Raw genomic sequence first — 1,354 nt, forward strand, 5'->3', positions numbered from 1 at the left:
CCCTGAATTACAAAGCACTTTTGGCAGGAGTGACCAGAGAATTGACGGCACATTCCGCAATACACATGTGCACAATGTGCATTTCATTAAACTTTTCAATGGCAATCTTTTTTTGCTCCATCAACGAGTGGGCGTAGATGTTTAGAGTAATACCAACGCTGGAATGCCCCAATATCTCGCTGAGGGTTTTAATATCAACCCCAATTTCAAGGGCCCTTGTGGCAAAGGTATGGCGGATTGCATGGAATTTTCGATCCCGAATACCGGCGTCTTTCAAAACCCGCTTGTAAATGCGCTGATAAATACGAGGGTCACAGGGTTCGGGCTTATCCGAGAGAATGTAGTTGTTTTCATTCATAGAAGCCGGATCCCGCGCTCTTGCCAGTTCAAGCAAAAAGGAGGGCAAGGGTATTTTGCGTAAAGAGGCTTTACTCTTGGGCGACCCCACATGGAGATATGTTTTTTCTCCGCCGCCTTTAAAATTTTGAATGCGTGATACCGTTCTGGAAACAGACATCACGCCAGCCTCCAAATCAAAGTCGTCCCACTTGAGCGCACATAGCTCCCCTATGCGGATTCCTGTATAAAAACAGAGCATTAGGCCAAAGGTCCGTTTATCTTTGGAGCAATGGACTGCCTGTTCAATGGAACGCTGTTCCTTTACTGAAAAAACGGGGATTTCTTTTTGGCATGTGCTTGTCTTTGGCAAAGCTACATATTGGAGCAAACAGGCAAATTGCGTCTGGCTTTGGGAAATGTCCCGCAAAGAAGTTTTGAAGATAGATAAAATCTTTTTACGGTATATTTCAGAAAGAGCTGTTTTTTCATTTACCGCTTTTAAAAATCGCACAATGGATTGCTCTGACAACTGCGTGTTTTCCGGTTTTTTAAAATGCGGAAGTATATATTTTTGCGTGCAGCGAAAGTAGCTTTCATAGGTCGATGGTTTTAAACGGCTATAAAGGTCCCCTTTCAGCCAATTTTCAAATAAAATTGCGGCATTGTCGCAGGGGGTGGCAGGAGTAGATTTCACAGTGTCCCTCTCCCCTTTTTGACACTTCATTTTAGCCCGGACATCGCGGTATGTTTTTGCATAAAAAGAGCGGTATTTTCCATCTGGTTGAATCACGCGGCCTTCCCAACGGCCATCCTTGCGCTTATAAATATTTTCTCCTTTTCGTGCCATCGTGTATAAATCCTCCTCTGTAAACCTTGATGAGTGACGCTAAGATTGACGGCTTATTTTTTAGTACACATGGAAAAATTCCCATGATTGTGCCAGAAATGCTTGCGCAAATGCTTTCCTATAAAAAAATGGTGTTTGATTGACAAGCAAATACAAGGGGTATATAAT

General features: G+C 43.1%; 1 protein-coding gene. It reads right to left on the minus strand.

Annotated features, from left to right (window positions below):
* Nucleotides 1-7: 7 nt before the first annotated feature.
* Nucleotides 8-1,186, minus strand: coding sequence for a site-specific integrase (locus RTU96_RS14700; RefSeq protein ID WP_312637399.1), 1,179 nt, complete (start codon nucleotides 1,184-1,186; stop codon nucleotides 8-10).
* Nucleotides 1,187-1,354 lie beyond the last annotated feature (168 nt).

It is taken from the genome of Oscillibacter sp. (genome assembly GCF_032018205.1).
Taxonomy (GTDB): domain Bacteria; phylum Bacillota; class Clostridia; order Oscillospirales; family Oscillospiraceae; genus Oscillibacter.